Annotated in this window: 1 protein-coding gene; it reads right to left on the bottom strand. The window is 65.0% G+C overall.

Going from position 1 to position 448, the window contains the following annotated elements; genetic code table 11:
- Positions 1-448: IS256 family transposase (locus tag ACLQ24_RS30255; protein WP_425895141.1), on the bottom strand; the 448-nt coding region annotated here is incomplete at both ends.

Below are 448 nucleotides of genomic sequence, written 5' to 3'. Positions count from 1 at the left end.
GGTGCACGATGCAGGTCTGGACCACGGTCTGTGGCCATACCGTGTTGATCGCGTCAGGCAGGCCGGTGAGCCCGTCGCAGACTGCCATCAGCACGTCCTCGACGCCGCGGTTCTTCAGCTCGGTGCACACGGAGAACCAGAACTTGGCACCCTCGCCGCCGTCGCCGGCCCACAGGCCGAGGATGTCGCGAGTCCCGTCGACGGTGACCGCCAACGCGACGTAAATCGGCCGGTTCGCGACCTTACCGTCCCTGACCTTGACGTTGATGGCATCGAGAAACACGACTGGGTAGACACGATCCAGGGGCCGGTTCTGCCACTCGGCCATGCCGTCCATGACCTTGTCGGTGATCGTGGAGATCGTCTGCCGCGACACGTCGGCGCCATAGACTTCGGCCAGGTGAGCGCTGATCTCACCGGTGGTCAGGCCCTTCGCCGACAGCGACAG

It is taken from the genome of Micromonospora sp. DT4, from assembly GCF_049841675.1.
In the GTDB taxonomy this organism is placed as follows: domain Bacteria; phylum Actinomycetota; class Actinomycetes; order Mycobacteriales; family Micromonosporaceae; genus Micromonospora.
This window is presented reverse-complemented; position numbering and strand designations above follow the sequence as displayed.